This window comes from Streptomyces sp. NPDC052052, from assembly GCF_040680455.1.
GTDB lineage: Bacteria > Actinomycetota > Actinomycetes > Streptomycetales > Streptomycetaceae > Streptomyces.
The window spans coordinates 87597-110986 of the sequence record NZ_JBFAWU010000005.1; the positions used below are offsets into that span (position 1 = coordinate 87597).

The 23390-nt window shown below is 69.6% G+C and carries 18 protein-coding genes and 1 riboswitch; of the genes, 14 read left to right on the forward strand and 4 right to left on the reverse strand.

Annotation, left to right across the window (positions count from 1 at the left end):
• Positions 1-21: 21 nt before the first annotated feature.
• Positions 22-252 (reverse strand): hypothetical protein, encoded by a 231-nt coding sequence (locus tag AB0L71_RS07705; protein ID WP_018105354.1) that lies wholly within the window; start codon positions 250-252, stop codon positions 22-24.
• A gap of 440 nt (positions 253-692) precedes the next feature.
• Here AB0L71_RS07705 and AB0L71_RS07710 point away from each other — a divergent pair, with 440 nt between their 5' ends.
• The 3 genes from AB0L71_RS07710 to AB0L71_RS07720 all read left to right on the forward strand — a co-directional run bounded on the left by AB0L71_RS07710 (position 693) and on the right by AB0L71_RS07720 (position 5117).
• Positions 693-2813 carry a DNA topoisomerase IV subunit B gene (locus AB0L71_RS07710; protein WP_365239278.1) on the forward strand — a complete coding sequence of 707 codons (2121 nt, stop codon included), beginning with the start codon at positions 693-695 and terminating at the stop codon, positions 2811-2813.
• 271 nt (positions 2814-3084) lie between these two features.
• On the forward strand, positions 3085-3528 hold the full coding sequence (locus AB0L71_RS07715; RefSeq protein ID WP_365239785.1) for a DUF485 domain-containing protein: 444 nt from the start codon (positions 3085-3087) through the stop codon (positions 3526-3528).
• Positions 3525-5117 (forward strand): cation acetate symporter, encoded by a 1593-nt coding sequence (locus tag AB0L71_RS07720; RefSeq protein WP_365239281.1) that lies wholly within the window; start codon positions 3525-3527, stop codon positions 5115-5117. Before AB0L71_RS07715 ends, AB0L71_RS07720 begins: the two co-directional genes overlap by 4 nt.
• A 223-nt stretch (positions 5118-5340) precedes the next feature.
• Here AB0L71_RS07720 and AB0L71_RS07725 read toward each other — a convergent pair whose 3' ends face one another.
• Positions 5341-6660 carry a citrate synthase gene (locus AB0L71_RS07725; protein WP_365239283.1) on the reverse strand — a complete coding sequence of 440 codons (1320 nt, stop codon included), beginning with the start codon at positions 6658-6660 and terminating at the stop codon, positions 5341-5343.
• 147 nt (positions 6661-6807) lie between these two features.
• Here AB0L71_RS07725 and AB0L71_RS07730 point away from each other — a divergent pair, with 147 nt between their 5' ends.
• Both AB0L71_RS07730 and AB0L71_RS07735 read left to right on the forward strand, forming a co-directional pair.
• The gene (locus AB0L71_RS07730) at positions 6808-7959 is read left to right on the forward strand and encodes a citrate synthase/methylcitrate synthase (RefSeq protein ID WP_365239787.1); all 1152 of its coding nucleotides are present in this window, start codon (positions 6808-6810) and stop codon (positions 7957-7959) included.
• A 21-nt stretch (positions 7960-7980) separates the two neighbouring features.
• Positions 7981-9096: a GTP-binding protein gene (locus AB0L71_RS07735; protein ID WP_365239286.1), complete on the forward strand. Its 1116-nt coding sequence runs from the start codon at positions 7981-7983 to the stop codon at positions 9094-9096.
• Between the two features lie 30 nt (positions 9097-9126).
• Here the strand turns inward: AB0L71_RS07735 and AB0L71_RS07740 are convergent, their stop codons facing one another.
• On the reverse strand, positions 9127-11577 hold the full coding sequence (locus AB0L71_RS07740; protein ID WP_365239288.1) for a DNA topoisomerase IV subunit A: 2451 nt from the start codon (positions 11575-11577) through the stop codon (positions 9127-9129).
• Between the two features lie 269 nt (positions 11578-11846).
• Between AB0L71_RS07740 and AB0L71_RS07745 the strand changes: the two genes are divergently transcribed.
• From AB0L71_RS07745 to AB0L71_RS07760, 4 genes are all read left to right on the forward strand, one after another.
• Positions 11847-13229 (forward strand): pitrilysin family protein, encoded by a 1383-nt coding sequence (locus AB0L71_RS07745; RefSeq protein WP_365239290.1) that lies wholly within the window; start codon positions 11847-11849, stop codon positions 13227-13229.
• A 26-nt stretch (positions 13230-13255) separates the two neighbouring features.
• Positions 13256-14638: a pitrilysin family protein gene (locus tag AB0L71_RS07750; RefSeq protein ID WP_365239293.1), complete on the forward strand. Its 1383-nt coding sequence runs from the start codon at positions 13256-13258 to the stop codon at positions 14636-14638.
• 423 nt (positions 14639-15061) lie between these two features.
• Positions 15062-15228: riboswitch (cyclic di-AMP (ydaO/yuaA leader) on the forward strand.
• Between the two features lie 13 nt (positions 15229-15241).
• A complete protein-coding gene (locus AB0L71_RS07755; protein ID WP_365239295.1) occupies positions 15242-15988 on the forward strand; it encodes a M23 family metallopeptidase in 747 nt (248 codons plus the stop codon).
• Positions 15989-16218: 230 nt separating this feature from the next.
• The gene (locus tag AB0L71_RS07760) at positions 16219-16932 is read left to right on the forward strand and encodes a GntR family transcriptional regulator (RefSeq protein ID WP_365239297.1); all 714 of its coding nucleotides are present in this window, start codon (positions 16219-16221) and stop codon (positions 16930-16932) included.
• Between the two features lie 140 nt (positions 16933-17072).
• On the opposite strand, the gene AB0L71_RS07765 is transcribed toward AB0L71_RS07760, so the two are convergent.
• Entirely contained in the window at positions 17073-17354 is a 282-nt protein-coding gene (locus tag AB0L71_RS07765; protein WP_365239300.1) for an HPr family phosphocarrier protein, read from the reverse strand.
• Between the two features lie 172 nt (positions 17355-17526).
• Here AB0L71_RS07765 and AB0L71_RS07770 point away from each other — a divergent pair, with 172 nt between their 5' ends.
• The 5 genes from AB0L71_RS07770 to AB0L71_RS07790 all read left to right on the forward strand — a co-directional run bounded on the left by AB0L71_RS07770 (position 17527) and on the right by AB0L71_RS07790 (position 23151).
• Positions 17527-20451, forward strand: coding sequence for a GNAT family N-acetyltransferase (locus AB0L71_RS07770; protein ID WP_365239302.1), 2925 nt, complete (start codon positions 17527-17529; stop codon positions 20449-20451).
• 104 nt (positions 20452-20555) lie between these two features.
• Positions 20556-21149 (forward strand): DUF5998 family protein, encoded by a 594-nt coding sequence (locus AB0L71_RS07775; protein ID WP_365239303.1) that lies wholly within the window; start codon positions 20556-20558, stop codon positions 21147-21149.
• The gene (locus tag AB0L71_RS07780; RefSeq protein ID WP_365239306.1) at positions 21149-22336 is read left to right on the forward strand and encodes a nucleotide pyrophosphatase/phosphodiesterase family protein; all 1188 of its coding nucleotides are present in this window, start codon (positions 21149-21151) and stop codon (positions 22334-22336) included. The genes AB0L71_RS07775 and AB0L71_RS07780 overlap by 1 nt, the downstream gene beginning before the upstream one ends.
• 45 nt (positions 22337-22381) lie before the next feature.
• On the forward strand, positions 22382-23032 hold the full coding sequence (locus tag AB0L71_RS07785; protein ID WP_365239308.1) for a thymidine kinase: 651 nt from the start codon (positions 22382-22384) through the stop codon (positions 23030-23032).
• Positions 23029-23151 carry a hypothetical protein gene (locus AB0L71_RS07790; protein WP_365239310.1) on the forward strand — a complete coding sequence of 41 codons (123 nt, stop codon included), beginning with the start codon at positions 23029-23031 and terminating at the stop codon, positions 23149-23151. Before AB0L71_RS07785 ends, AB0L71_RS07790 begins: the two co-directional genes overlap by 4 nt.
• Positions 23152-23390: the final 239 nt, after the last annotated feature.

A 23390-nucleotide genomic window follows, 5' to 3' on the forward strand; every position in this document is an offset into this window, starting at 1 on the left:
GCTCGTCGTGGATGCGAGGTGTCAGTGTTCCTCTTCGGCGGCCTGGGCCTGCACGGCGGTCAGCCGGTCCGTCTCATCCTGTATTTCCGCGGCGATCTTCTTGAGTTCCGGCTCGAACTTGCGACCGTGGTGGGCGCAGAAGAGCAGCTCACCGCCGCTGATCAGGACGACGCGCAGGTAGGCCTGGGCGCCACAGCGGTCGCAGCGGTCTGCTGCGGTCAGCGGGCTCGCGGGGGTCAGAACAGTAGTCACGTCGCCTCTTCTCTAGCTCGACGAGCTGTCGTACCAGGGTCAACATCCAACCAGGCCGAAAACGTTCCCGCTCGTGGCTTTTTCTTTGAAACTTCTTCTCAAAATGGCTGTCTGTTGCCGTTTGGCGGCGAATGTGCCGTATTGCGTAGCACTACGGTTTCGCGTTGCTTGTCTTGGTGGATCGATCCTCCCGGCCGGCTTGCCGGTTTGTTCATGAGGACGTGCCCGGAGCCTAAATGGTTCATGCCTGGAAGGGAACGTGATGTGCACGTCACTCCGGCGAGAGATCGAACGTGTATACGAGGCTGGACTAGTGTGGAGGTTGTCGGAGGGTGGTGCTACAACCGCTCTACCAGGCCTCGGTACCCTCTCAGCGGTGACCGGAGCCGAGCCCGTCACCCACTGGGGCCCCCATTGAAATTCAGCGAGGAGCGAACCGCGTGACCGCCGATACGTCCGTGCCGTCCACTGCGATGCTCACCGGAGCAGACCGAGACGGTTCCAACTACACCGCGCGGCATCTGCTCGTACTCGAGGGGCTCGAAGCGGTTCGCAAGCGCCCCGGGATGTACATCGGGTCCACCGACAGCCGTGGCCTCATGCACTGCCTCTGGGAGATCATCGACAACTCGGTGGACGAGGCCCTGGGCGGTTACTGCGATCGCATCGAGGTCATCCTCCACGACGACAATTCCGTGGAGGTCCGGGACAACGGCCGAGGCATCCCCGTCGACGTCGAACCGAAGACGGGTCTGTCCGGGGTCGAGGTCGTGATGACCAAACTGCACGCCGGTGGAAAGTTCGGCGGCGGCTCGTACGCGGCCTCCGGCGGTCTGCACGGCGTCGGCGCCTCCGTGGTCAACGCGCTCTCCGCCCGACTCGACGTCGAGGTCGACCGCAACAGCGCGACCCACTCCATCAGCTTCCGGCGGGGTGTCCCGGGGATCTTCACCGAGCAGGGGCCGGAAAGCCCGTTCGACCCGGCCAACGGTCTGCGCAAGGGCAAGCGTGTGCCCAAGACGCGCACCGGCACCAGGGTGCGCTACTGGGCGGACCGGCAGATCTTCCTCAAGGACGCCAAGCTCGATCTGGAGACGCTCTACCAGCGGGCGCGGCAGACCGCCTTCCTCGTCCCCGGTCTCACGATCGTCGTCCGCGACGAACGCGGTGCCGAGGACGGTGGCAAGGCCGAGGAGACCTTCCGTTTCGACGGCGGGATCAGTGAATTCTGTGAGTACCTCGCCCAGGACAAGGCGGTGTGCGACGTCCTGAGGCTGAGCGGGCACGGCACGTTCAAGGAGACCGTGCCGGTCCTCGACGAGCGCGGTCACATGACGGCGACCGAGGTCACCCGCGAACTCGCCGTCGATGTCGCCCTGCGCTGGGGTACCGGTTACGACACCACCCTCAAGTCCTTCGTCAACATCATCGCCACCCCCAAGGGCGGCACCCATGTGACCGGATTCGAACGCTCCGTGACCAAGACGGTCAACGAAGCGCTGCGCGCCGCCAAGCTGCTCCGCGTCGCCGAGGACGACGTCGTCAAGGACGATGCGCTGGAGGGCCTCACCGCGGTCGTCACCGTGCGGCTCGCGGAGCCGCAGTTCGAGGGGCAGACGAAGGAGGTGCTCGGCACCTCGGCGGCCAACCGGATCGTCGCCAACGTGGTGGCGAAGGAGCTCAAGGCGTTCCTGACCTCGACGAAGCGCGATGCCAAGGCCCAGGCCAGGGCGGTCCTGGAGAAGGTCGTGGCGGCGGCTCGCACCCGCATCGCGGCCCGTCAGCACAAGGACGCACAGCGCCGCAAGACAGCGCTGGAGTCCTCCTCGTTGCCCGCCAAGCTCGCCGACTGCCGCAGCGACGACGTGGACCGCAGCGAACTCTTCATCGTCGAGGGCGACTCCGCGCTCGGGACGGCCAAGCTGGCCCGGAACAGCGAGTTCCAGGCCCTGCTGCCGATCCGGGGCAAGATCCTCAACGTCCAGAAGGCATCCGTCTCGGACATGCTGAAGAACGCCGAGTGCGGCGCGATCATCCAGGTCATAGGGGCAGGGTCGGGACGGACCTTCGACATCGACGCCGCCCGCTACGGGAAGATCGTGCTGCTGGTTGACGCCGATGTCGACGGCGCACACATCCGCACGCTGCTGCTGACGCTGTTCCAGCGCTACATGCGGCCCATGGTCGAGGCCGGACGCGTCTTTGCCGCTGTGCCCCCGCTGCACCGGATCGAGCTGGTCCAGCCCAAGAAGGGCCAGGACAAGTACATCTACACGTACTCCGACGGAGAGCTGCGCCAGCGGCTGCTGGAGCTGCAGCGCAAGAACATCCGCTACAAGGACTCGATCCAGCGCTACAAGGGTCTGGGTGAGATGGACGCGGATCAGCTGGCGGACACCACGATGGATCCTCGGCACCGCACCCTGCGGCGGATCAACATCGGCGACCTGGAAGCAGCCGAGCAGGTATTCGATCTGCTGATGGGCAACGAAGTGGCGCCGCGCAAGGAGTTCATCACCAGCTCCGCCGCCACCCTGGACCGCTCGCGCATCGACGCGTGAGGGCTGCCGTCCCCGCCCGAGGGCGGGGACGGCTGTACCGCCCGGGATCGCCCTCCCCCCTGAGCCGATCTCCTGACCCGGCCGTTCGACATGCACATGTTTCGAGGATGCGCACGGACACCCGGGGCACGCTTCACCTGAAGAGGTGAAGGCGGGTCAATGAATGCCCTCGGACCTTCCTGATCTGCTCATTCTTGGTGCGCGGCCGAAGTGGTCCGTGGACGAGGAGAGTTGTTCGGTGGAGAAGGAATCAGGGGGAGGGGTCGCAGCGGTGCGACTCGACGACCCGTGGGACGAGGCGCTGCCCCCCGGGTGGGACGAATCGGACGGGACGCGGAGCCTCTCTGGCGTCGGTCCCATCGGAACCGCTGACCCGCAGCGCGGTCACGGAGCGGCCGACATCTATCGGGAGGTGCAGCGCAGTGCGGCTTTTCAGGAAGTGCGCCGCCGGTACCGGCGGTTCGTCATTCCTGCCACCATCGCCTTCCTCGCCTGGTATCTCGCCTACGTCGTAGCGGCGATCACCGCACCGGGGCTGATGGGCCGTCCAGTGGCCGGAGCGATCAATGTCGCCATGGTCGCCGGGCTCGGACAGTTCCTCACGACGTTCCTCCTCACCGGGGCGTACGCGCGTCACGCACGGCTGCGCAGGGACCGGGCCGCTCTCGAACTGCGCTGGGATACCCAGGAGATGACGCGGGGGATCGGCTGTTGAACGGGAACCACCAGCCCCTGGCGCTCGTGCTGTTCAGCGTCTTCGTCGCGGTGACGCTGGTCATCACCACCTGGGTGAGCCGTCACCGGCGCGGCTCGGCCGAGGAGTTCTACGCAGGCGGTCGCCTGTTCTCTCCCATGGAGAACGGGTTCGCCATGGCCGGCGACTACATGTCGGCCGCATCCTTCCTCGGCATTTCCGGTCTGATCGCCCTCTTCGGGTACGACGGCATGCTCTACTCGGTGGGTTTCCTCGTCGCCTGGCTCGTCGTCCTGCTGCTGGTCGCCGAACTGGTCCGAAATTGCGGCCGGTTCACGCTTGCCGACGTGGTCGCGGCGCGGATGGCGCAGCGCCCGGTCCGGATTGCCGCCGGCACCTCGTCCGTCACGGTCTCCGTGCTCTACCTGGTCGCACAGATGGTGGGCGCGGGCAGCCTGGTGGCCCTGCTCCTGGGTGGTACGAGCGGTTCCGCCCGTTCCTGGACCGTCATCGGTGTCGGCGCGCTCATGGTGATCTACGTGTCGTTCGGCGGAATGCGCGCCACCACCTGGATCCAGATCGTCAAGGCCGTCCTGCTGCTGGCGGGGGCGGCGGTGCTCACGGTGCTCGTCCTGGTCCACTTCCACGGCAACCTCAATGCCCTGCTCACCTCCGCCGCCGAACGCAGCGGGCACGGTGGCCGGTTCCTCGCACCCGGTCTCCGGTACGGCGGATCCTGGACGGCGCGCATCGACTTCATCAGCCTGGGCCTGGCCCTGGTGCTCGGCACGGCGGGGCTCCCGCACATCCTGTCGCGGTTCTACACCGTGCCCACGGCCGGTGCGGCCCGCCGTTCGGTCGTCTGGTCCATCGGGCTCATCGGCAGCTTCTACCTGATGACGATCGCGCTGGGATTCGGTGCGGCGGCACTGGTCGGCTCGGCGGAGGTACGGGCGTCGAATCCCGCGGGGAACACGGCGGTTCCGCTGCTGGCCCTCGCCCTCGGTGGTGGCGAGGGATCCACCGGGGGGACGATTCTGTTCGCGGTGGTCGCCGCCGTCGCTTTCGCGACCATCCTGGCCGTCGTCGCGGGGATCACCCTGGCATCGTCCGCCTCAGTGGCCCACGACCTGTACGCCTCGCTGAGGCGTACGAATCCCAAGCAGTACAGCGAGGTCGCGGTGGCCCGGGTCGCAGCAGCCGGTATCGGGGCGGCCGCCATCGGGCTCGGTCTGATCGCCCAGGACCTGAACGTGGCGTTCCTGGTGGGACTGGCCTTCGCCGTCGCCGCTTCGGCTAATCTCCCGGTGCTGCTGTACTCCCTGTTCTGGCGGAACTTCACCACTCGGGGGGCCGTCTGGTCGGTGTATGGCGGGCTGATCCCCGCCGTCCTTCTCGTGCTGCTCTCACCGGTCGTCTCCGGCAGCCCCACCTCGCTCTTCCCCGATGTCGACTTCCAGCTCTTTCCCCTGGAGAATCCGGGTCTGGTCTCCATCCCGTTGGGCTTTGTAGCCGGCTGGGTGGGAACGGTCACCTCCACCGAGCCGGCCGACGCGGCCAAACACGCCGAGACCGAGGTCCGTGCGCTGACCGGGGCAGGGGCTGTCTAGTGCCGCAACAGGCAACGTTTGCCCCGGTGTGACGCCCGGCACGCCCTCTCGCCGCACCGGACGAAAGCCCACGTACGTCCAGTACGAGGACTTCCGGCCGGCACGCCGAGAGCTCGCACCGGACGCCGCTCCTTGACGGGCAAACGTTGCCTGCCGCGGCACTAGCCGCGCGTTCGTACCGTGCGGTCCGGATCTCGCAGGTCCGGCCGTCGGCCGTGGACCATCAAGCCGACGGTCCAACCGTGACGGGAGGCAGAGGCAGCGGTTGCGGGGGGCGGGGGCCCTCGTACTGGCCACTGGGGCGGAGGCGCAGCGGACGTTCCCCGTACTCCTCCAGCGCGTGCGCGATCCAGCCCGCCGTGCGCGCCACCGCGAACACCGTTTCGCCTGCCTCCGCGGCCATGCCGGAGGAGACCGAGAGCGCGGCGAGCGCCAGGTCGACATTGGCATGCAGGGGAGTGTGCCGGGCTGTCGTGGTGACCACGTCGCGTGCCGCGGCGAGCGCGGAAGCCGCCTGGGGAACCTCTGCGAGCAGGGCGAACAGCGCCTGTGCCCGCGGGTCCTCGGAGGCGTAGAGGCGGTGGCCCAGGCCCGGGATCCGGTGTCCGGCCCGAAGGCGGTCCGCGACCACCGGTGCGGCGCTGCCCCGCTCCAGGACCTCGGCCAGCATCCGGTGCGCCAGGCCGCTCGCTGCCCCGTGGAGTGGCCCCTCCAGGACTCCGAGCCCCGCGGAGACCACCGCGTACGGGTGGGCATGGGCGGATGCGGCGACCCGGGCGGCCAGTGTCGAGGCTGCGAGATCGTGGTCGATCAGCAGAGCGAGGGCGGTGTCCAGTACGGCGATTGATGGCTCTTCGGCCGGGCAGGCGGTGAGTTTCGGCCAGAGTTGCCGCGCCAGCGTGGCCCCCTTCCCGCCCGTCTCCTTCGCGGATCCGTTCCCGGACGAAGGCGAGCCGGCTGCTGGGGGGAGTGCGCCGACCAGGGTCGGAATCAGACTCCGTGCGCCGGCGAGCACGGCCTCGCGCGAGAGGTCGAAGCGGAGCGGATCGGTGGTGGACGCGGCGACCACGGCCACCCGCAACCGGTCCGTCGAGCCGCAGTGTGCGGGCAGCGCGTCGACCGCTCGGCGTGCCGCGGCCAGCGCTTCGCCGGGTGCGGAGAAGCGGATGCCGGGCCGCAGTTCGCCGGTCCAGAGCCATTCGGCGACCTCTTCGTAGCCGTACTGCCCGGCCAATGCGGTCGCGTCGACGCCATGGAAGTAGTAACGATCGCTCTCGATGAGCGTGATGCCGGTACGGAAGAGCAGATCACCGGTGGCAGGGGAGGATGCGCGGCGGCCCGAGCGCCGGGCCAGCGCATCGACCTCCGCGGCGTCGAACGTGCTGCCGCGTCCGCCAGGGGCACGCCTGCTGCTCAGCTGGCCCCTGCTGACATAGGCATACACCGTCTCGGGCTTCACACCGAGACGTTCAGCCGTCTCCCGGGTGCTCAGCCGCTCCGGGGTGGCGCCGGGACCCTCGCCGGGCGCTGCTTGATCCTTCATGTCGCAACCGTATCTATATTGATTCAATCAACATTGACAGCATTGAAGTCAATCATAGATGGTCTGGTCAATGTTGATGTGATCCAAGGATGCTCTGGAACGCATCAGGGATGCTCACGGATGCTCACGGAGGAAGAGATGCCGACCATGACCGATGACACCTCGCTCGACGTACCTCGGGGGCTTGCGGGAGTCGTCGTCACCGACACAGCCATCGGCGACGTCCGTGGGCGCGAGGGCTTCTACCACTACCGGCAGTACTCGGCGGTCGAACTGGCGCAGACGCGCAGCTTCGAGGACGTCTGGTACCTGATGGTCGAGGGCACGCTGCCCGATGCCGTGGCCCGAGCCGAGTTCGCCGCCCGCACTGCCGCACTGCGCCGACTGCCCGCGGAAGTCCGCGATGCCCTGCCCGCCATAGCCCGCGCGGGGGCGGTGTCCGGGCCCCTGGCCGGTCTGCGCACCGCACTCTCGCTGCTCGGCGCCTCGGCCGGCTTCCGGCCGGTGTACGACATCGACACCGTCCAGCGCCGCAGCGACGCCCTGGTCGCCTGCGCCGCCGTCCCCACCGTGCTCACGGCGCTGCACCGGCTCGGTCAGGGGAGGGAACCGGTCGAGCCGCGCGACGATCTGCCCTACGTGGCCAACTACCTCTACATGCTCACCGGTTCCGTGCCGGACGCCGCCCGTGTCAGGGCAGTGGAGCAGTATCTGATCTCCACCGTCGACCACGGCTTCAACGCCTCGACCTTCACCGGGCGCGTCGTCGCCTCCACCGGCGCCGACGTCGCGGCCTGTCTGGTGGCGGCCGTCGGCGCGCTCTCCGGGCCGTTGCACGGCGGGGCGCCCAGCCGCGCCCTCGACACCCTGGACGCGATCGGCACCCCGGACCGCATCGACGGCTGGATCCGCGAACGGGTGCTCGCGGGTGAGCGGATCATGGGCTTCGGACACCCCGTCTACCGCACCGAGGACCCCCGCTCACGCATGCTGCGGGGCATCGCCCTGAGCTTCGGTGGCCCGCTCGTCGATTTCGCCGTCGAAGTGGAGCGCCAGGTCGAGTCGATCCTCGCCGAGCTCAAGCCGGGCCGCGAACTGCATACCAACGTGGAGTTCTACGCCGGAGTCGTCATGGAACTCTGCGGGCTGCCGCGCGAGATGTTCACCCCGACGTTCTGCGCGGCGCGGGTGGTCGGCTGGAGCGCCAATATCCTGGAGCAGGCGGAGGACTCGAAGATCATCCGCCCCGCGGCCCGTTACGTCGGTACGCCCCCGCCGCAGCCGGTCCCGGCGCCCTGACGCCCCCGAGGAAGGTTCCCGTTGAACCCGTCGTCCCCGCCCCGCAAGAAGCAGATCCCGGTCGTCGTCCTTGCGGGGTTCCTGGGATCCGGCAAGACGACACTGCTCAACCACCTTCTGCGCAACCGTGCCGGAAACCGGATCGGTGTGATCGTCAACGACTTCGGCGCCATCGAGATCGATGCCATGACGGTCTCGGGACAGGTCGGCTCGACGGTCTCGCTGGGCAACGGATGCCTGTGCTGCGCGGTCGACGGGAGCGAACTCGACACCTTTCTGGACACACTGACCCGGCCCGCCGCCCGCCTCGACGTCATCGTCATCGAGGCCAGCGGACTGGCGGAACCGCAGGAGCTCGTGCGCATGCTCCTGGCCAGTGACAATCCGCACATCATGTACGGGGGACTGGTGGAGGTCGTCGATGCCGCGGAGTTCGACGCCACCCGACGACGCCACCCGGAGATCGACCGTCACCTCGCCGTCGCCGATCTTGTCGTGCTGAACAAGACGGACCGCGTCGGGGACGAGGAACGGACCCGTATCAGGGACGTCGTCGTCGCGGCAGGCATCCCGGGCGGCAGCGCGCCCGCTGTCGTCAGCACCTCCTACGGACGCATCGATCCCGAGCTGCTCTTCGACCCGGCGCTGCGGCCGGACGGTGAGGAGAAGGCTCGCCAGCTCACCTTCGAGGACCTGCTCCTGGCGGAGCGGGCCGAGGAGGAGGCCCACGCCGGAGACGACCACCATCTGCATGCCGCGTACGAGAGCGTGTCCTTCGTCTCGGACATCCCGATGGACCCACGCCGTTTGATGGATTTCCTCGACTCCAGGCCGCAGGGTCTCTACCGGATCAAGGGGTTCGTCGACTTCGGCAGGGGCGACCACGGCAACAAGTACCTGCTGCACGCGGTCGGCAGGTTCCTGCGGTTCACCCCGCAGCCGTGGACACGTGAGGAGCCACGCCTCACCCAGGTGGTGCTGATCGGCTCGGGCACCGACCCGGCGCGGTTGCGCAAGGAGCTGGCGGGCTGCCGGGAGAGCGACGCACGGGCCTCCGACACGACGCAGGACGCCGCACATGAACGAAGCATGTGGGGCGTCCTGCGGTACGTACAGCAGCGTGACGACGAGGCGTAGCGGCAGGCCGCCCGGCGCCCGGCCGAGCGACTACACCGGTCCCGCGACCACCGCGACCGGCTTGGCCAGCGGGGTCCCCGAACCGTCGCGCCGCGGGTCGGGTTCCGGCAGTTCGGCCGGGGTGCCGTTCTTCTGTGCGGCCCGGGCCGGCGTCGCGCCCGCCCAGCCGAACACCAGAACGTCCTCGCCCTTGAGGAACCGCTGACAGCGCACCCCACCGGTGGCCCGCCCCTTGCGCGGATACTGGTCGAACGGAGTGAGCTTGCAGGTCAGCACCGAGTCGTCCAGCGTGCCGTGCGAGCCCGCCACCGTGAACACCGCGGCATCCGCCGCCGGATCCACCGCGGTGAACGAGATCACCTCGGCGTCCGCCGCGAGCTTGATCCCCGCCATGCCGCCCGCGGGCCGGCCCTGAGGCCGTACCTGGGCCGCCGGGTAGCGCAGCAGCTGTGCGTCCGACGTGATGAAGACCAGGTCCTCCTCGCCCGTCCGCAGTTCGGTGGCGCCGACGATCCGGTCACCGTCCTTGAGCGTGATGACCTCCAACTCGTCCTTGTTGGACGGGTAGTCGGGCACCACACGCTTGACGACGCCCTGAAGGGTGCCGATCGCCAGGCCGGGGGAGGACTCGTCGAGCGTGGTGAGGCAGACGACCTCTTCGTCGCTCCCCAGGGTGAGGAACTCCGAGACCATCGCACCGCCCGAGAGTTTGGGTGCCGCATGGGTGTCGGGCAGCTGCGGCAGATCGATCACCGAGAGCCGCAGCAGCCGTCCCGTGGAGGTCACCACGCCGATATCGCCACGGGCCGTCGCCGGCACGGCCGACACGATCACATCGTGCTTGGCACGCTTGGCGTCCTCGGCGAAGACGATCGGGTCGGCGGTGGCCGTACGGGCCAGCAGGCCGGTCGAGGACAGCAGCACCCGGCACGGGTCGTCCGCGACCTCCAGCGGCACCGAGGCGACCTGCGCGCCGGCCGACTCCAGCAGGACCGTACGCCGGTCGGTGCCGAACTTCTTGGCGACCGCGGCGAGTTCGGAAGAGACGAGCTTGCGCAGCTCGGTGTCCGACTCGAGGATGGCGGTGAGCTCGTCGATCTCGGCGTTGAGCCGGTCCCGCTCACTCTCCAGCTCGATCCGGTCGAACCGGGTCAGTCGGCGCAGCGGCGTGTCCAGGATGTACTGCGTCTGGGTCTCGCTGAGCGAGAAGTGCTCGATGAGCCGCTCCTTCGCCTGCGCGGAGTTGTCACTGGACCGGATGAGCCGGATGACCTCGTCGATGTCGATCAGCGCGACGAGCAGGCCCTCGACCAGATGCAACCGGTCGCGACGCTTGCCCCGGCGGAACTCGCTGCGCCGGCGCACCACGTCGAAGCGGTGGTCGAGATAGACCTCCAGGAGCTCCTTGAGCCCCAGCGTGAGCGGCTGCCCGTCGACCAGTGCGACGTTGTTGATGCCGAAGGAGTCCTCCATCGGCGTCAGCTTGTAGAGCTGCTCCAGCACGGCCTCCGGCACGAAGCCGTTCTTGACCTCGATGACCAGGCGCAGGCCGTGCTCGCGGTCGGTCAGGTCCTTCACGTCCGCGATGCCCTGGAGCTTCTTGGCCGAGACCAGGTCCTTTATCTTGGAGATCACCTTCTCCGGGCCGACCGTGAAGGGCAGCTCGGTGACGACCAGACCCTTGCGGCGTGCCGTGACGTTCTCCACGGAGACAGTGGCACGGATCTTGAACGTGCCGCGTCCGCCGGCGTACGCGTCCTTGATACCGCCCAGGCCCACGATCCGCCCGCCCGTCGGCAGGTCGGGGCCGGGGACGAACCGCATCAGGGTCTCCAGGTCCGCACCCGGATGCTTGATCAGGTGGCGAGCGGCGGCGATGACCTCGCCCAGGTTGTGCGGCGGCATATTGGTCGCCATGCCGACAGCGATCCCGGACGCGCCGTTGACCAGGAGGTTCGGGTACGCGGCCGGAAGAACGGTCGGTTCCTCCTCCTGGCCGTCGTAGTTCGACTGGAAGGCGACGGTGTCCTCGTCGATCGACTCCGTCATCAGCGACGTCGCGTCGGCCATCCGGCACTCCGTGTACCGCATGGCGGCCGGCGGGTCGTCGTTGCCGAGCGAGCCGAAGTTGCCGTGGCCGTCGACCAGGGGGAGCCTCATGGAGAACGGCTGCGCCAGACGGACCAGCGCGTCGTAGATCGACGCGTCGCCGTGCGGGTGCAGCTTGCCCATGACTTCGCCGACGACGCGGGCACACTTCACATAGCCGCGTTCGGGGCGCAGACCCATTTCGTTCATCTGGTACACGATGCGGCGGTGCACCGGCTTCATGCCGTCACGAGCGTCCGGCAGGGCCCGGGAGTAGATCACCGAGTACGCGTACTCAAGGAAGGAGCCCTGCATCTCGTCGACGACGTCGATGTCGAGGATCCTCTCCTCGAAGTCGTCCGGCGGCGGGGTCTTCGTGCTGCGGCGGGCCATCGCTGCTGCGACTCCTTCACGGATTCTGTTCGGGCAACCTCAGGTTCTGACGCGGACCATTGTGGACCTCCGCACTGACAGCGCCGACCTCGACCCGTCCCAAGGGCCGCTCCGGCCCCTGCCGGGGCGGCTCCGTGACCCGTTCCACGGCGGGTGTGCCCCTCTTTCACGCGAACTTCCGCGGTATGGGAACTTCGGCAGGTGTCTGTGCGCTTGCCTACAGTGGCAGGTCTCGCAGGAAATTCAGTATCGCGATCGAAGGGACGTACATGCCCATGGGTCACACGGCCACAGCCCAGGCCGGCTCCGGCGGCTTGACAGCGACCGAGCACCGTCTGGCCAATGGCCTGCGCGTGGTGCTCTCCGAGGACCATCTGACCCCGGTTGCCGCGGTCTGCCTCTGGTACGACGTCGGCTCGCGTCACGAGGTCGAGGGACGCACCGGACTGGCTCACCTCTTCGAGCACCTGATGTTCCAGGGCTCCGGCCAGGTCAAGGGGAACGGACACTTCGAGCTGGTCCAGGGCGCCGGTGGTTCGCTCAACGGCACCACCAGCTTCGAGCGCACCAACTACTTCGAGACGATGCCCGCCCACCAGCTGGAGCTGGCTCTCTGGCTCGAGGCCGACCGGATGGGCTCGCTGCTCGCCGCGCTCGACGAGGAGTCGATGGAGAACCAGCGCGACGTCGTCAAGAACGAGCGTCGTCAGCGCTACGACAACGTCCCCTACGGCACGGCGTTCGAGAAGCTGACGGCACTGGCCTACCCCGAGGGCCACCCGTACCACCACACACCGATCGGCTCGATGGCGGACCTGGACGCCGCGACCCTCGAGGACGCCCGCGCCTTCTTCCGGACCTACTACGCCCCCAACAACGCTGTGCTCTCGGTCGTCGGCGACATCGACCCCGTAGAGACCCTCGCCTGGATCGAGAAGTACTTCGGTTCCATCCCGTCCCACGACGGCAAGCAGCCGCCGCGCGACGGCACGCTCCCCGAGACCATCGGCGAGCAGCTGCGCGAAGAGGTGCGCGAGGAGGTTCCGGCGCGGGCGCTCATGGCCGCCTACCGGCTGCCGCACGACGGCACCCGCGCGTGCGACGCGGCGGATCTCGCGCTGACCGTGCTCGGTGGAGGCGAGTCCTCGCGGCTGCACAACCGCCTGGTCCGCCGTGACCGTACGGCCGTGGCGGCCGGGTTCGGGCTGCTGCGACTGGCGGGCGCTCCCTCGCTCGGCTGGCTGGACGTGAAGACGTCCGGCGGCGTCGAGGTGCCGCAGATCGAGGCCGCGGTCGACGAGGAGCTTGCCCGGTTCGCCGCCGAGGGCCCCACGCCCGAGGAAATGGAGCGTGCGCAGGCCCAGTTGGAGCGTGAGTGGCTGGACCGGTTGGGTACGGTCGCGGGACGCGCGGACGAACTCTGCCGGTACGCCGTGCTCTTCGGCGACCCGCAGCTTGCCCTGACCGCCGTCCAGCGGGTGCTCGACGTCACCGCGGAGGAGGTCCAGGCGGTCGCCAAGGCCCAGCTGCGCCCCGACAACCGGGCGGTGCTGGTCTACGAGCCGGTCGAGTCGGCCGAGCCCGCGGACGAAGCGGACACCGACGAGACCGACGCCGACGACACCGACACGCACGAAGGGGCGGACCAGTGACCGACGCTGCCGCGACTGGAGTTTCCATGCAGTACCACCCGCAGCCGGCCCCCGGCGTCGCCCGCCCCTGGGACTTTCCCGCGCCCGAGCGCGGGTCCCTGCCCAACGGCCTCACGGTGCTGCGCTGCCACCGGCCCGGCCAGCAGGTCGTCGCTGTCGAGATCTTCCTCGACGCCCCGCTGGACGCCGAGCCCGAGGGGCTCGACGGCGTGGCCACGATCATGTCCCGGGCCCTGTCCGAAGGCACCGACAAGCACACCGCCGAAGAGTTCGCCGCCGAGCTGGAGCGCTGCGGCGCCACTCTCGACGCACACGCGGACCACCCGGGCATCCGGGTCTCCCTGGAGGTCCCGGCCTCCCGGCTGGCCAAGGCGCTCGCTCTGGTCGCCGAGGCGCTGCGGGCGCCCGCCTTCGACGAGAGCGAGATCGAACGCCTGGTGCACAACAGGCTCGACGAGATCCCGCACGAGCTGGCCAACCCGGCCCGGCGCGCCGCCAAGCAGCTCTCCAAGGAGCTCTTCCCGGCCGCGGCGCGGATGTCGCGTCCCCGGCAGGGCACCGAGGAGACGGTGGAGCGGATCGACTCGGCGGCCGTGCGTGCCTTCTTCGACGCCCACGTCCGGCCCTCCACGGCCACCGCCGTGGTCGTGGGTGATTTCACCGGCATCGACCTGGACGCCCTGCTCGCCGACACCCTCGGCGAATGGTCGGGAGACTCCGCGGAACCCCGTCCCGCCCCGCCGATCACCGCCGACGACACCGGCCGGGTGGTCATCGTCGACCGTCCGGGCGCGGTGCAGACGCAACTGCTGATCGGCCGGATCGGCGCCGACCGCCACGACAGCGTGTGGCCGGCCCAGGTGCTGGGCACGTACTGCCTGGGCGGAACGCTCACCTCCCGGCTGGACCGGGTGCTGCGCGAGGAGAAGGGCTATACCTACGGCGTACGGGCCTTCGCCCAGGTGCTGCGCTCGTCGGCCCCGGACTCCGCCTCGGGGGCCACCGGAGCCTCGATGCTCGCCATCAGCGGATCGGTGGACACGGAGTCCACGGGACCGGCGCTGGAGGACCTGTGGACGGTCCTGCGGACCCTGGCGGCCGAGGGGCTGACCGATGAGGAGCGCGAGATCGCCGTGCAGAACCTCGTGGGGGTCGCACCGCTGAAGTTCGAGACGGCGGCATCGGTCGCGGGAACCCTCGCCGACCAGGTCCAGCAGCACCTCCCGGACGACTACCAGGCGCACTTGTACGCCCGGCTCGCGGAGACCGGCACGGTCGAGGCGACCGCGGCGGTGGTCAACGCCTTCCCGGTCGACCGGCTGGTCACGATCCTCGTCGGTGACGCGGCACAGATCGAGGAGCGGGTCCGGGCCCTGGGCATCGGAGAGGTGTCGGTGGTCACCGGCTGACGGGCGGATCCCCTGGTCGTGATCGCACCCGCCCGGTCCGGACCACCGGTCGGCCCGTGGCGGGTGACGGCCGGCCGACCGCGCAGCTGCCAGCGACGGCCGGCCGCGGGTGACGGTTCGTCGGTCGACCGCCACGCCCGGCCGGTCAACGGCCGGACACGGGCGCCCCCACCGTGGCGGTCGGTCGACCGGTGCCTCGACCCGTCACGCACGGACCCGGCGCACGGACCTGGCGAGGCACGAGGAAGACCCCTGCGGCAGGCGACGCGTAGGGATCTTCCGCATGTCCGTTTTGATGGGGAGGATGACTGTCTGCCCTGTGGCGTGCGCTACAAAGCGGCGTGTCCGTTTGGTGAACGAAAGTGGCCGCCCTTAGCGTCGGCCCGGCTGTCCGTCACTCGTATGCCGCATCCGTGACGTACCGGGCAGTCATCGCCGAGTCCCCGTCAGGCGCGAGCCTGGGGAGCCGGGGACCCATGCAGTCCCTGGGGTGAATCGGATGCCGGGCCTCGGTGAGGCCGTGGCGTCCGTAGGAGACCTTCCTGCTCCGAACCCGTCAGCTAACCCGGTAGGCGAGAAGGAGGGAAAGGACCAGCCGCTTCAATGGCGTTCACCCGTGCCACCGGGAAGCACCGTGCCCCGAGCCGACTGACGAGCAGGAGCGCGAGGGTCGTCGGAATCGCGGCCCTGGCCACCACCGGCGTCCTCGGCGGTACGGCCGCTCCGGCTCTCGCTGCGGACTCCTCCGCCGCTGAGACCGGTCTGAGCCAGGTCCTGGCCGTCGACAGCACCCTCGCCGAGCAGATCGAGGCCCAGGCCGACGCGCAGCAGCGCCAGGCCGACGCCGAGGCGAAGAAGAAGGCCGAGGCGGATGCGAAGCGTGCGGCCCAGGCGCGAGCCGAGAAGGCCCGCGCTGCCCGGTCCGCCGAGCGCGCCCGCCTGAACGCCTTCCGGCTCCCGGTCGCCGGTTCGTACGTCACCACCGGATACCGGACCGGTGGCGCGCTCTGGTCCTCCGGCAGGCACTCCGGCATCGACTTCCACGCCGCCTACGGCAGCTCCGTCGTCGCCGTCGGTGCCGGCACGGTCGTCGAGGCCGGCTGGGGCGGCGCGTACGGCAACAACATCGTGCTCCGGATGACGGACGGCACGTACACGCAGTACGGCCACCTCTCCTCGATCGGCGTCTTCGTCGGCCAGCGCGTCGGTGCGGGTCAGCGGATCGGCTTCTCCGGCTCGACCGGCAACTCCACCGGACCGCACCTCCACTTCGAGGCGCGCACCACGCCGTCGTACGGCTCCGACCTGAACCCCATCGCCTACCTGCGTGCCCGCGGCGTCAACGTCTGACCTCCTGCCGGCGCGCCCTGCGCGGTATCTCCTTCGAAGGCCCCCTACGACGGGGCCTTCGTCGTATCCGCTGTTGGCACCTGTCCTCGACGGGTCCCAGGACCTGCCCCGCGGCCAAAAGATATTCATGAATTTCTTCCCGGCATCGGAAATGCGGCCGCATTGCAATAGAGTCGCAGGACAGACGTCGGTCGGCCGCGTTGCGCGGGGATTAAGGGGGAGGTTCGGACATGCGCATTCCTGCGCATTCGGTATGCACGGCAATCCGTGACGACATCGTCTCCGGTGTCTTCGAACGCGGCAGCCGGCTCACCGAGGAGGTACTGGCGCGTCGTTACGGGGTCTCCCGTGTCCCGGTGCGGGAAGCGTTGCGCACCCTGGAGTCGGAAGGGTTCGTGGTCACCCGCAGGCATGCGGGCGCCTGCGTCGCCGAGCCCACGGAGCAGGAGGCCGCCGATCTCCTGGAGGTCCGGATGCTGCTGGAGCCGCTGGGTGCGGCACGCGCCGCTCATCGGCGCACCGAGGCGCATCTCAAGGTGCTGCGTGGCCTGGTCAGGCTGGGGCAGGAGCGGGCCAGGCGGGGCGAGGGGGAGGATCTGCGCTCCCTGGGTGGCTGGTTCCACGAGACATTGGCGCAGGCGTCCGGCAGCCCCGGCCTGATCGCGCTGCTCACCCAGCTGAGGCACAAGACCACGTGGATGTACACCGTGGAGCAGCCGGTCCGCCCGGTGGATTCCTGGGCCGAGCACGGAGCCATCGTCGACGCGGTGGTGCGGGGCGACGCGGAACGGGCCAGGGCGCTGGCCATGCAGCACGCCGAACGGGCCGTGGGCGCGCACCGTCTGCGCCGCACGGACCGGCCGGGGCGCAGGCCCGATTCCTCACGCACGGATCGAGTGAGAACTTCGCAACATGCAGTACACACCACGCGTGCTCGGTATTAACAATGACGCCGTATACAAAGAGACGCCCTTTCGTCGGGGCTTTCTTTGGGCTGCTCGAATTCGCTTCGGCCGATCCGGAACGGAAAAGCAAAAAGCCGCGACTCCGCATGGGATGTCGCGGCTTTCTCGCGCTGAAGGGCTCAGACGGTCTCCGGGAGCTCGTCGAGCCCCTCGGCGACCAGCTTGGCCAGGCGGTCCAGGGCGGCTTCGGCGTTCTCCGCCTCGGACGCGAGTATGATCTCCTCGCCGCCGTGCGCGCCGAGACCGAGGACCGCGAGCATGGAGGCGGCGTTCACCGGGTTTCCGTCGGCCTTCGAGACCGTCACGGGGATGCCGGAGGCCGTGGCGGCCCGGACGAAGATGGATGCGGGACGGGCGTGCAGGCCCTCGGCCCAACCGACGTTGACGCGGCGCTCAGCCATGGTTCTGCCCTTCGTGAATCAATGGTTGTCTAGACCAGTCTCTCATGTGGTACGTGATGCCCCGGTCGAGGCCGTACGCACCCGTGACCTGTGCCGGTCCGTCGATCGGCTCCCCCAGACTGCCCCGACCCCAAGCCCGCCGCGACCGCTGACGGAGCCGTAGTCTTTGGACATGCAGCCCTCGCCGGAGCAGAGTCCGCATCAGGTCTACCCCGACTACTGGGAAGCGGACGTGGTCCTCCGTGACGGCGGTACCGCCCGGATCAGACCCATCACCGCGGACGACGCCGAACGGTTGGTCAGCTTCTACGAGCAGGTCTCCGACGAGGCGAAGTACTACCGCTTCTTCGCCCCTTATCCGCATCTGTCCGACCGGGACGTGTACCGCTTCACCCATCACGACTACGTCGACCGGGTGGGGCTCGCGGCCACGGTGGGCGGCGAGTTCATCGCGACCGTCCGCTACGACCGGATCGACGAGCAGGGCATGCCCGCCTCGGCGCCCGCCGACGAGGCCGAGGTCGCCTTTCTGGTCCAGGACGCGCACCAGGGCCGCGGTGTGGCATCGGCACTGCTCGAACACATCGCCGCCGTCGCCCGCGAGCGCGGCGTCCGCCGCTTCGCGGCCGAGGTGCTGCCCGCCAACAACAAGATGATCAAGGTGTTCCGGGACGCCGGGTATACCCAGCAGCGCAGCTTCGAGGACGGTTCCGTCCACCTGACCCTGGACCTCGAACCGACCGAGGCGTCCCTCGCCGTGCAGCGCGCCCGTGAGCAGCGAGCCGAGGCGCGCTCCGTGCAACGGCTGCTCGCCCCCGGATCCGTTGCCGTCATCGGCGCAGGCCGCACCCCCGGCGGAGTCGGCCGCACGGTCCTGCGCAACCTTCTCGGGGCCGGCTTCACCGGTCGCAGCTACGCCGTGAACCGCTCCTTCGCCGCCGACCAGGTGACCATCGACGGCGTCCCCGCCCACCGCTCCCTCGGCGAGATCGGCGAACCGGTCGACCTCGCGGTCGTCGCCGTCCCCGCCGACCGGGTTCCGGAGGCGGTGGCCGACTGCGGTGAACACGGCGTCCAGGGTCTGGTCATTCTCTCCGCCGGTTACGCCGAATGGGGTGCCGAAGGCCGGGAACGGCAGCGTGAGCTGGTCCGGCAGGCACGTTCGTACGGGATGCGGATCATCGGCCCCAATGCCTTCGGCATCATCAACAACGCGCAGTCCGTCCGGCTGAACGCCTCCCTCGCCCCCGAGCCGCCCGCCTCCGGACGCATCGGCCTCTTCACCCAGTCCGGAGCGATCGGCATCGCGCTCCTCTCCGGGCTCAACCAATGCGGAGCCGGCCTCTCCACCTTCATCTCCGCGGGCAACCGTGCCGACATCTCCGGCAACGACTTCCTGCAGTACTGGTACGAGGACGCGGACACCGACGTCGCCCTCCTGTACCTCGAATCGATCGGCAACCCCCGAAAGTTCGCCCGACTCGCGCGGCGCACCGCCGCCGTGAAGCCCGTGGTCGTGGTGAAGGGTGCCCGGCACAGCGGGTCCACCCCGCCCGGCCATGCGGTCCCGTTCAGCCGGATCCCGGAGGCCACGGTCTCCGCGCTCATGCGCCAGTCCGGCGTGATCCATGCCGGCACCGTGACGGAGATGGTCGACGTGGCTCTTCTCCTCGCCGATCAGCCCCTTCCGGCGGGCCCTCGGGTCGCCATCCTCGGCAACTCCGATTCGCTCGGCCTGCTCACGTACGACTCCTGCCTGACCGAGGGGCTGCGCCCGCGCCCGCCCCGTGACCTCACCATCGCGGCCACCCCGCAGGACTTCCAGGACGCCCTGGCCGAGGCCCTCGCCGACGAGGACTGCGATGCGGTGGTCGTGACGGCGATCCCGGCGGTCGGCGCGAACGGAGCGTCGGAACCGGGCGGCGGAGAGGAGCTGGCGACAGCGCTGCACGCGGCCGCCGCGGCCGCCCCGGCCAAGCCGGTGGCCGTCGTCCATGTGGAGATCGGCGGACTGGCGGAGGCTCTGTCCGCGGCCACCAGCACGGTCGCACCGCCGCGGCCTTCGGGGCAGCCCTCGGCGGCGATGGCACCCCCGCGCGCCGCAGCGGCCACGGCCGACTCCGCTCCGGCGTCCACCCCCTCGGCCTCCGGACCGGCCCCCCGAACCGGCAGCGGGCCGACGGCAACCGGCGCGGACGACCGCGAGGCCCCCGCTGCCCGGACGGGCCGGATCCCCGCCTACCCCGCGGCCGAGCGAGCCGTGCGGGCCCTGGCCGAAGCGGTGAGGTACGCCCAGTGGAGACGGGAGGCCGCCATTCCGGGCAAGGTGCCCGAGTTCCTCGACGACACCATCGACACCCCCGGTGCCGCCGAGCTGATCGACACATTCCTCGGCCCCGACCCCGACCCGCGCGGCAGGACGCTCGCACCCGACGAGGCGCGCCGGCTCCTGGACCGGTACGGCATCGCCGTGCGGCCGACGATCCCGGCGCCCGACCCGGAGGCGGCAGTTGCCGCCGCGGCGCAGCTCGGCTACCCGGTGGCGCTCAAGACCACCGCGCCGCATCTGCGCCACCGCGCCGATCTCGGTGGCGTCCGGCTCGACCTCGCCAACGAGAAGGCGCTGCGCCGTGCGTACGGAGAACTGACCGGCCTGCTCGGCAAGCCTGCCGAACTCCAGCCCGTCGTCCAGGCCATGGCGCCGCGCGGGGTCGACACCGTCATCCGGGCCACGATCGATCCGGCGGCGGGCGCCGTCCTCTCCTTCGGGCTGGCGGGCGCCCCCTCCGAACTCCTCGGCGACACCTCCCACCGCCTCATTCCGGCCACCGACCGTGACGCCGCCGAACTGATCCGTTCCATCCGGGCGGCCCCGGTTCTGTTCGGCTGGCGCGGAGCGGCGCCGGTGGACACGGCGGCGCTGGAAGAGCTGCTGCTGCGGGTGTCCCGACTGGTCGACGATCACCCCGAGGTGGTCTCCATCTCCCTGGAACCGGTCGTCGCCACGCACGGACTGACCGTCCTCGGTGCGAGCGTCCGGCTCTCACCGCCGCCCGCACGCACCGATCTCGGACCCCGCCGCCTTCCCAACTACTGACCGGGACTCCGCCGCCCGGGGACCACCGGCCGTCACCGCATCCACTGCTTTGGCCTGCCGCACAAGGTCCCCGGCAGTCATCCGTCCCCCGTAGGATGGTCCTCATGGCAAAGACCGGTACGACGACCCAGGGGCTGCGCGCGGCGATCGAGCGCAGCGGCTACTACCCGGCCCTCGTGGCCGAGGCGGTGGAGGCCGCCGTCGGCGGCGAGCCGGTCGCTTCGTACCTGGTGCACCAGGAGACCACCTTCGACTCGAACGAAGTGCGCCGTCACGTCACGGTCCTGGTCCTCACGGACACCCGTTTCATCGTCAGTCACACCGACGAGCAGAACGCGGACACCAGCTCCCCGACGCCGTACGCCACCACCTCCACGGAGTCGGTCAAGCTCGACCGGATTTCGTCGGTCGTGGTCAGCCGGGTCGTGGCCAACCCCGAGAAGTACGTGCCGGGCACGCTGCCCCGCGAGGTCGTCCTCACCATCGGCTGGGGCGCGGTCTCCCGGATCGACCTGGAGCCGGCTGCCTGCGGCGACCCCAACTGCGACGCCGACCACGGCTACACGGGCAACTCCACCGCCGACGATCTGAGCCTGCGGGTCAGCGAGGCCGGTGACGGCCCGGACACCGTGCGGCAGACCCTCGCCTTCGCCCAGGCGCTCTCCGAGGCCACCGCCGCGACCGCGACCGGCCGCTGATGGTCCAGCCGGCTTGGCAGGAACCCGTTCTGCTCTCCGTCGAAACCGCCCCCGTCCCGGAGTACGGCAGCGGCTCGCTCGCCGATCTGCTGCCCACGCTGGTCGCGGGACAGGGCGTCCCCGGCTTCGCCGCGACGATCCCCGACCTCACCCCGGCCGACCGGAACTGCGTGTTCCTGATCGATGGCCTCGGGTGGGAGCAGATCTCGGCCCACCCGGACGAAGCACCGTTTCTGCACTCCCTGCTCCCCACCTCGCGCGGCGGCACCGGCCGTCCGATCACGGCGGGCTTCCCGGCCACCACCGCGACCTCACTGGCCTCCGTGGGAACCGGCCTTCCGCCGGGGACGCACGGCCTTCCCGGCTACACCGTGCGCAACCCGGAGACCGGTGAGCTGATGAACCAGCTCCGCTGGCAGCCCTGGACCTTGCCGAAGGCCTGGCAGCCGTATCCCACCGTCTTCCAGCTCGCAGACGCCGCGGGTGTGCGCACCGCCCAGGTCTCGGCCCCCGCGTTCGAGCAGACACCACTCACCAAGATCGCGCTGAGCGGTGGCTCGTTCCTCGGCCGGCTGTCCGGCGAGGAGCGGATGGACACGGCGGCCGAGCGACTGGCCGCAGGCGACCGGTCCCTCGTCTACACCTACTACAGCGAGGTGGACAGCAAGGGCCATCGCTTCGGTGTCGACTCCGATGCCTGGCGTGGACAGCTGATGTATGTGGACGGCCTGGCCCGGCGGCTGGCCGAACAACTGCCGCCCCGCTCGGCGCTGTACATCACCGCAGACCACGGCATGATCGACATCCCCTTCGACGAGCAGTCCCGGATCGACTTCGACGAGGACTGGGAACTGCGCGCGGGCGTCGCCCTGCTCGGCGGTGAGGGCCGGGCCCGTCATGTCTACGCTGTCCCGGGGGCGGAGAACGACGTCCTGGCCGTCTGGCAGGAAGTGCTCGGCGAGCAGTTCTGGGTGGCGAGCCGCGACGAGGCGATCGCAGCCGGCTGGTTCGGCCCGAAGATCGACGAGCGTGTCCACGGCAGGATCGGCGATGTTGTCGCGGCGGCCCACGACGACGTGGTGATCACCGCGTCCGTCCAGGAACCGCACGAGTCCGCGATGGTCGGCATGCACGGCTCGATGACCCCCGCCGAGCAGCTCGTGCCCCTGCTCGAAGTACGCTCGTAACCGCCTCCTGCCCCTCTCCGCCCTCCGAAAGGTATTCAGTTCCTCATGTCCGAGCTCGTGTTCTTCTCCGGAACGATGGACTGCGGAAAGAGCACGCTGGCGCTGCAGATCGGGCACAACCGGTCGGCCAGGGGCCTGCAGGGCGTGATCTTCACCCGGGACGACCGGGCGGGGGAGGGAAAGCTGTCCTCGCGGCTCGGCCTGGTGACGGAGGCGGTCGAGGCCGACGAGGGCATGGATCTGTACGGGTACCTGGTTGCTCAGCTGTCCAAGGGCGGCAGGGTCGACTACGTGATCGCGGACGAGGCACAGTTCCTGGCTCCGGCCCAGATCGACCAACTGGCCCGCGTCGTGGACGACTTGGACATGGACGTCTTCGCCTTCGGCATCACGACGGACTTTCGTACCAGGCTGTTCCCCGGCTCTCAGCGCTTGATCGAGCTGGCGGACCGGATCGAGCAGCTCCAGGTCGAGGCCCTCTGCTGGTGTGGTGCCCGTGCCACGCACAACGCGCGGACCATAGAAGGCGAGATGGTCGTCGAGGGCGCTCAGGTCGTGGTCGGTGACGTGAACCGTCCGGCGGGCCAGGTCGGTTACGAGGTTCTCTGCCGCCGTCACCACCGACGCCGTATGACCGCGGTGTCCGCGCGCGTGGGGGCGCTGTCCCCGGATGTCCTGCCGGTGTCATCTTCTTGACGCCGGTCCGCTCGTCGCGGGCGGCGATGGAGCTGCGTGACGTGATGGAGTTCCGCACCGCCGGCCGGCTGCGCGCCGACCGGGCCGCATCGGCCAGGGGCTGCGCGGCGTCGGCCTGACCGCGCGGGCCGGAAAACGGCCGGCGGTGGTCGGCCCCTCTGACGCCGTGATCCGTCGGTCGGCGACCCGTCTTTCGCCGGCGCCGTCTTCGAGGCTGCCGCCGACGTATCAATTTCGGACAAAGCAGTGGCCAGCGCATAGACGGTCATGGTTTCGGACGGACCGGCAAGACCCTGTCGATTCTTCAGGTTTCGGTCGCCGTCGTGCGCAGGCGGCGCGGCGACGCGTCACCGGCCCG